The organism is Frankia sp. CcWB3 (assembly GCF_977927595.1).
Window position 1 is genome coordinate 1 of record NZ_CDWRCK010000097.1, and the last position, 6,723, is coordinate 6,723.

Here is a 6,723-nt window from a genome sequence, read left to right on the forward strand (position 1 = left end):
GAGCCCCGATGACGAAGTCCTCCGCGACTCCCGCCTGCTGCCGCAGGGTGGCCAGCTTCTCCTCAGCCAGCACGACCCAGGTATGCAGCCGCTCACGCAGTTCGGTCCGCCGACTCTCGGAGATCGTCGAATCCGACAGCTCGTCGCGCACCGACAACAGCGACCGCATCTCCTCCAAGGTGAACCCCAGCGACTTCATCTTCTTGATGACGAGCAGTCGATCGACGGCCTCGTCGTCGTACAGGCGGAAGCCACCCGGCGTACGTCCAGCGGGAGTAAGCAGTCCGGCTTCCTCGTAGTACCGGACCGCGCGCAGCGAAAGCCCGACCCGCTCGGCAACCCCACCTATCTGACGGGTGTTTCCGCGGGCCGCGCGGAACGCGGAACGATCACGACGCGTCGTGGACACCGTAACCCTTACGTTCGTGCCTCGAAGACTCGGGCTAAAATAGTTGGCACTTGACTCTACGGCCTGTCTTCCGGGGACTTGAACGGAGTCTGCAACGAGGCCCCGAACACCACACCGCCATCCCGCAAACACACCGGAAGAACAATATCCGCCCACGGTAACATCCACGACAACAGTCACCCCGGCGACGTGGACCCCTGGCGAGGCCGCGGGCAGGGTGGGGCCCGGCCCGGGTCGCCCACGTCACCCCACGTCACGGGGGCCGATCGGTCGACGCCGGGATCGTGAACCGGCAGGCTCAGTGCGGACCCCGTCGCTTCGCGCCAGGGGCGGTGGGACATCGGCGGACAGGCCCCGATCGCGGGCCGGCAGAACGAGGAGACGGCTGTGCTGACCAGGATCGACCACGTCGGGATCGCGGTGGCTTCCCTCACCGAGGCCATCCCCCGCTATGAGGAGGCATTCGGTCTGGAGGTCGTGCACCAGGAGGAGAACGAGCGCCAGGGGGTGCGCGAGGCGATGCTGCTGGTCCACAGCGGCAAGACCGGGAACTCCTACGTCCAACTGCTAGAACCGCTGCGCGAGGACAGCCCAATCGGGAAGTTCCTGGCCAAGCGGGGGCCGGGCATCCACCACATCGCCTACGGCGTCGCCGACATCGACAGCGCCCTCGCGGCCCTGACCACGACCGGATTCGATCTGGTCAACAAGACTCCGGTGCACGGCACCGCCGGCAGCCGGATCGCGTTCATCCATCCCAAGGGCCTCGGAGGCGTGCTCACCGAACTCGTCGAGGCCGCCGAGGGGCACTGAGCCGGGCCGGACGGCCCCGCGTTGCCGCCATCCCCTGTCCGGCCCCTGTTCGGGCGGGGCAGCGAAGGCGCGGGGCGACGAATCCCCGGCGGCGCACCCGGCGACTCCCCGGCGGCTGCCCCGGCCCAGGACGGATCATGGACCGGGGATCAGCGGTCGCGGATCAGCGGCGGCTTCTCGCGGCGGACACGTTCGCGGTCGGGACCGGATCGAGCGGGACCACCGATGAACCGTTCCACTGGTAACGCACGGCCGCACCACCCGCCGTCGGGCAGCACATCGGATCGCTTGGCCGGTAGAGGTCGTACTGCAGGGCGACGACCCGGTCGGTGGACCAGATCCAGCGGATCGTGGCGCTCGGCTGCGGCAAGTCGTAGCCGACGAACCGGCCACGGTGGAAGAAGAACGCCCGCTGCGGATGCCCGTCCCCGGATGTCGACAGCAGTCCGACGATCACGCTGAGATCGTTGCTCCGGTCATAACCACCGAGGACGATCGGCGTGTACCCCGCCGATCGAACCAACGCCGCGGCGTTGGCAATGCTCAGCGCCGGGGTGCCGGATGTGGACGAGACAGCGGAGGCTGTCCCGGCGATCCCGCCCATCAGGATAAGCGTACCGATCATCACTGGAACGGCAAGCCCGCGACGTAGCGCCATGAGACCTCCCAGGTTCCGTGCTGACCCGACCCAACCTAGATGCCCTCTTCGGTGGGCGCCGACCAGCTAGGGGGTATGGCCGGTATGTCGCCGGATTCGGACCGGTCCGCCCCCCGGCCGGCGGATCCGGCAGGCTCCACACCGGAACGGGCGGGAAGCCGTGCCGTCGGGGGGCACTGTCGGGGACCACTGTCGGGGGGCACTACTGTTGGTGGGTGGCGTATCCGCCGGAACCCTGGGAGCTGCGCGGTACGATGGTCATCTCCGTCTGGTTCGTGCCCCGCGCGACGCTGGCCGGCGCCCCTCCCCGGGCGGTGACCGTTCTCGGCCGGGTCCCGGTGGCCACCGCCTGGGTTCGCTACGATCCGCGTGGCGTCCTCGCCTACCGTGCGGTCATGGCCGCCTTGCTGGTATGGCACAGGCGGCACCTGCACGTGACGGTCCCGCATATCTGGGTGGACAGCCCGGCGTCCCAGGTCGGCGGTCGCGCCCTGTGGGGGATTCCCAAGGAACTGGCCGTCTTCACCGAACGACCGGGCACGTCCACACGACCGGAAACGGCCCGGGACGCCGGCGGCACCCACCTGCACGCCCGGGACGCCACCAGGACAGACGCCACCAGGACAATCGTCGCCGCGGCGGTAAGCCGGGGACAGCGGCTGCCGGGCAGGTGGCCGGTCCGCTTCCGCGTGGTGCAGGATCTCGACGGCCAGCCCCGGGTGAGCCCGGTGCGGCTGGCCGGGCGGCTCGCCCTGCACCGGTCACGATGGGACCCGGCGGCGGAGGGCCCGCTGGGTTTCCTCACCGGGCTCCGGCCTCGGCTCACCGTCCGTCTGGACGACTTCCGGATGATTTTCGGAGCCGGAGCCGGAGCCGGCCGGGACGGAATCCCTCGTCCGGCCCGGCGTGCCCGCCGAGGGGCCTGTCGAGAGGCCCAGCCGCCCCGCCGACCGGCCTGACCCGCCCGGCCCAGCCGCCGCCGTGCCGGAGCCGCGCCGCCACCGCTGTGACGGCGAGCGCACCCGGCACCCGGCGGAAGGTGGTCAGGGTCGCTCCCGGCACGTGCATCCGCAGGGTGGCGACCGAGCGGGGGCGGACGAACTCGCGCAGCCCCTCCGCGCCGTGCACCCGGCCGAACCCGCTCTCGCCGCTGCCCCCGAAGGGCAGGGCGGGCATCCCGGCAAACGCCAGCACCGCGTTGACGGACACCATCCCGGCGTCGAGCCGGGTGGCGATCTCGTCTCCCCGGGACCGGGAGAAGACCGTCGCACCGAGCGCGTACGGGGTGCCGTTGGCCAGCGTGACGGCCTCGTCGACGTCGGCGACGGTCCGGACGGTGGCGACCGGCCCGAACGTCTCCTCCTGCACGGCGGGGCTGCCCTCCGGCACGTCGACCAGCACGACCGGTTCGATGAAGGTGTCCCCCACCGACTCCGTCCCGCCGATCAGGGCGGTCGCGCCGCGGGCCAGCGCGTCGGCCACGTGGCGGCGCACGATCGCCGCCTGGCCGGGCATCGTCATCGGACCGTAGGATGCGTCCCAGTCGGCGCCGGGACGAACCCCGTCGAGCTCGCGGCGCAGTGCGGCGAGGAAGGGCGCGGCGACCGCCTCGGTCACGTAGATCCGCTCGACCCCGGCACAGGTCTGCCCGCCATTGGACATCGCTCCCCAGACCGCTGCCCGGGCGGCGGCGGCCACGTCAGCGTCGTCGGCGACGATCAGCGGGTCCTTGCCGCCGCATTCGATCACCACCGGGACGAGGGACGACGCGCAGGCCGCCATGACCAGGCGGCCGGTCGCGGGCGAGCCGGTAAAGGCGATCTTGTCGACCCCGGCGGTACACAGGGCGGCACCGGTCGGACCGAAGCCGGTGACCATGGTCAGGACCCCGGCCGGCGCGTCCGGATTCGCCGCGGCGAACGCCGCGACCAGGTACGCGCCCACCGCCGGGGTGTACTCGCTGGGCTTGAAGACCACCGTGTTACCGGCTGCCAGGGCATACACGATCGAACCGCTCGGGGTGAACAGCGGGTAGTTCCACGGCCCGATCACCCCGACGACCCCGAACGGGCGGTACTCGATCCGTCCGGTGTGGTTCGCCAGGAACGGGCCGGGCGACACCCGACGGGTCCGCAGCACGCGGGCGGCGTTGCGGGCCGCCCAGCGGATGTGTTCCAGCGTCAGCAGCAGCTCGATGCGGGCATCGGCGGCGGTCTTGCCGTTCTCGGCGTGCAGGAGGTCGATCAGCTCAGTCTCGTGGCGGACGAGGTGCGCCGCCCAGCGCAGCAGATAGTCGCGCCGCCGTGCCGCCGTAAGCCCCGCCCACCAGCCCGCCGCCGACCGGGCGGCCGCCACGGCCGCCCGCACCTGGGTCGGCTCCATCACCGGGAAGCTCGCGACCACCGCGCCGGTGGCCGGATCCGTCGACAGGAGCGTCCCGATGCCGGCCTCCGGGCCGGCCTCCGGGCCGACCGCGCCAGTCACCCCAGTCTCCCGATTCGCCACGGTCTCCGGGTTTGTCGGGTTCGTCGAGCTTTCCGAGGTCGTCGGGTTTTCCGAGGTCGTCTCCTCGTCCGGGGTCGTCACGGTCGGCCGCATGGGGAGCTCCTCGCCGCTGGTGACGGAACGTCCTTCCCTTACCCGGCGAGGATATGACCGCCACCCGCAGAGAAACGAGTCCCGTCATCCTCAGATCATCCTCAGAGGAACGAGTCGCGGTACGCGGCGAACCACTCCCGTTGCCGGCGCTGATCGGCCGTCTCCTCCGCGGCGACATGGTCGAGCATCGAGGAGGGGTCCGGCGGGTCGAGGGCGAGGGTGTCCCGGCGCAGATCGGCCGCGGCGGCGTCGGCCCGCCGGCGGACCTCGTCAAACCAGCCGGCCTCAACATCGGCGGCGAGCAGCCGACGGAGGCGCTCGATGGGATCCCGGGCCTGCCAAGCGATGATCTCCTCCGGCGGCTGGTAGCGGGTCGCGTCGTCGGAGGTGGTATGCGGGGCCATCCGGTAGGTGTTGGCCTCGATGAGCACCGGGCCGCGACCGCTGCGCGCATGGTCGAGCGCCCAGGTGGTCACCGCATGCACCGCGAGCACGTCGTTACCGTCGACGCGCAGGCCGGGGAAGCCGAACCCGTCGGCCCGGCGGGCCAACCGCACCGGGGACTGCCGCCGGCTCGGCGTGGAAATCGCCCACTGATTATTCTGGCAGAAGAAGACGACGGGCGCACCGAAACTCGCCGCCCACACGAATGCCTCGTTGGCATCACCCTGGCTCATCGCACCGTCACCGAGATACACCATCACCGCCAGGTCGGTATCGGTGTCGCCGGTATCGGTGTCGCCAGTGCCGGTGCCGCCGGTGCCGGTGCCGCCGGTGCCGGTGCCGCCGGTGCCGCCGGTGCCGGTGCCGCCAGTGCCAGTGCCGCCAGTGCCAGTGCCGGCGGCGCCGTCAAGGAGCACCCCCATCCCGAAACCGACGGCGTGCAGCGTCTGGGCCGCCAGAACAATCGTGTAATTAGCCATATTGTGACGGTGCGTATCCCAGCCATCGTGACTCACTCCCCGCAGCAGCCGAATCACCTCGACCGCCGGGACACCGCGGTGCCAGGCGACCGCGTGTTCCCGGTAACTGGGGAACAGGTAATCCCGGGGACGCGAGGCCGCGGCGGATCCGACCTGCGCGGCCTCCTGCCCCCGCAGCGGAATCCACAGGACCAGCTCACCCTGACGTTGCAGGGCCGTGGCCTCCTCGTCCAGCCGGCGGGCCAGGAGCATGGAGGTGTAGAACTCCATGCGCAGCTCGTGGTCGGCGAGCACCGAGAACCGAGAATCGGTGACCAACGAACCATCGGGGGCGAGCAGTCGGATGCCGCCATCGTCGAGTTCACCCGCCGCGGGCGAGGTGTTCTCCCCGAACGCACCGGGAAAATGATGCGGAACGGGACCGCCCACCGAATCCGGTTCGAGCCGCTGCATCGGCCCGCCGGTAATCAGTTCCGGATCCCGTACGACATTCATACCGAGTACCCCTCCCCCACCCGAAGATCACAGGACGTCCTACCATCGGAAACCATCGAAAAAGAGCGGTGTACCCGTGCGACACTACGCGGTGCGGACGGGGTGAAAACACGGGCGAGGTAACGACGAGATTCCGGCCACAGGATTCCGAGGCCGCAGGACGATGCCGGGAAGATGACAATGCCGGGAGGATACTGACTATCGTGAAGCACGTGGGCGTCGTCCGGTCTCTGCTGCTGTTCATGGTGGCCGCGGTCACGGAGATCGGTGGTGCCTGGCTCGTGTGGCAGGGCGTGCGCGAGCACCGCGGGCCGGTCTGGGTGGGGCTCGGGATCGGGTTCCTGGCCGCCTACGGCTTCGTCGCGACCCTCCAGCCGGACGCGCACTTCGGCCGGGTCCTCGCCGCCTACGGCGGGGTCTTCGTCGCCGGTTCCCTGCTCTGGGGCGTGACCGTCGACGCCTTCCGACCCGGCCGCTACGACCTCGCCGGAGCCGCGATCTGCCTGCTCGGCGTCGCCGTCATCATGTACGCCCGGCGCGTGTGACGGCTGACGGCTGACGGCTGACGGCTGACGGCTGACGGCGCACAATATGGCTCATGGCGCGCACCGCGGAACGTGTATGGGTCGTGCTGGAGCGTTCCGGTGGACTTCTCGGGCGCAGCGTGCGCCGCGGTCTGGACACGGCCGATCTCAGTAAGCAGGAAGCCGAGAACCTGCGCCGCCTGGCCCGCGAGGCGGTGCATCACGGCGATCTCGCGGCCACAACGGACGCCGCGGATGCCGGTCAGGTAGATTCCACCGAGGCCCGGGGTTCCACCGCGCCCC

7 protein-coding genes and 1 pseudogene are annotated in these 6,723 nt (G+C 70.6%); 4 read left to right on the forward strand and 4 right to left on the reverse strand.

Annotation, left to right across the window (positions count from 1 at the left end; all coding sequences use genetic code 11):
• Positions 1-409, reverse strand: a 409-nt coding sequence (locus ACY5KJ_RS09705) for a MerR family transcriptional regulator (RefSeq protein ID WP_462203218.1), incomplete at its 3' end; no start/stop codon positions are given.
• A gap of 387 nt (positions 410-796) precedes the next feature.
• Between ACY5KJ_RS09705 and mce the strand changes: the two genes are divergently transcribed.
• A complete protein-coding gene (gene mce, locus ACY5KJ_RS09710) occupies positions 797-1,222 on the forward strand; it encodes a methylmalonyl-CoA epimerase (RefSeq protein ID WP_462188654.1) in 426 nt (141 codons plus the stop codon).
• Positions 1,223-1,385: 163 nt separating this feature from the next.
• Here mce and ACY5KJ_RS09715 read toward each other — a convergent pair whose 3' ends face one another.
• A complete protein-coding gene (locus ACY5KJ_RS09715; RefSeq protein ID WP_462188655.1) occupies positions 1,386-1,880 on the reverse strand; it encodes an LppP/LprE family lipoprotein in 495 nt (164 codons plus the stop codon).
• Between the two features lie 215 nt (positions 1,881-2,095).
• Between ACY5KJ_RS09715 and ACY5KJ_RS09720 the strand changes: the two are divergent.
• A pseudogene (locus ACY5KJ_RS09720) lies at positions 2,096-2,584 on the forward strand (acetoacetate decarboxylase family protein); the annotation flags it as partial.
• 118 nt (positions 2,585-2,702) lie between these two features.
• On the opposite strand, the gene ACY5KJ_RS09725 reads toward ACY5KJ_RS09720, so the two are convergent.
• On the reverse strand, positions 2,703-4,478 hold the full coding sequence (locus ACY5KJ_RS09725; RefSeq protein WP_462188657.1) for an aldehyde dehydrogenase family protein: 1,776 nt from the start codon (positions 4,476-4,478) through the stop codon (positions 2,703-2,705).
• 101 nt (positions 4,479-4,579) lie between these two features.
• Positions 4,580-5,896 (reverse strand): thiamine pyrophosphate-dependent enzyme, encoded by a 1,317-nt coding sequence (locus tag ACY5KJ_RS09730; protein ID WP_462203219.1) that lies wholly within the window; start codon positions 5,894-5,896, stop codon positions 4,580-4,582.
• Between the two features lie 212 nt (positions 5,897-6,108).
• Between ACY5KJ_RS09730 and ACY5KJ_RS09735 the strand changes: the two genes are divergently transcribed.
• Positions 6,109-6,441: a YnfA family protein gene (locus tag ACY5KJ_RS09735; RefSeq protein ID WP_462188661.1), complete on the forward strand. Its 333-nt coding sequence runs from the start codon at positions 6,109-6,111 to the stop codon at positions 6,439-6,441.
• 53 nt (positions 6,442-6,494) lie between these two features.
• On the forward strand, positions 6,495-6,723 hold a 229-nt coding region (locus ACY5KJ_RS09740; RefSeq protein ID WP_462203220.1), incomplete at its 3' end, for a protealysin inhibitor emfourin.

Coding starts and splice junctions, on each gene's coding strand:
- ACY5KJ_RS09715 (WP_462188655.1), bottom strand. CDS start 1,880: ATGGCGCTACGTCGCGGGCTTGCCGTTCCAGTGATGATCGGTACGCTT.
- ACY5KJ_RS09725 (WP_462188657.1), bottom strand. CDS start 4,478: ATGCGGCCGACCGTGACGACCCCGGACGAGGAGACGACCTCGGAAAAC.
- ACY5KJ_RS09730 (WP_462203219.1), bottom strand. CDS start 5,896: ATGAATGTCGTACGGGATCCGGAACTGATTACCGGCGGGCCGATGCAG.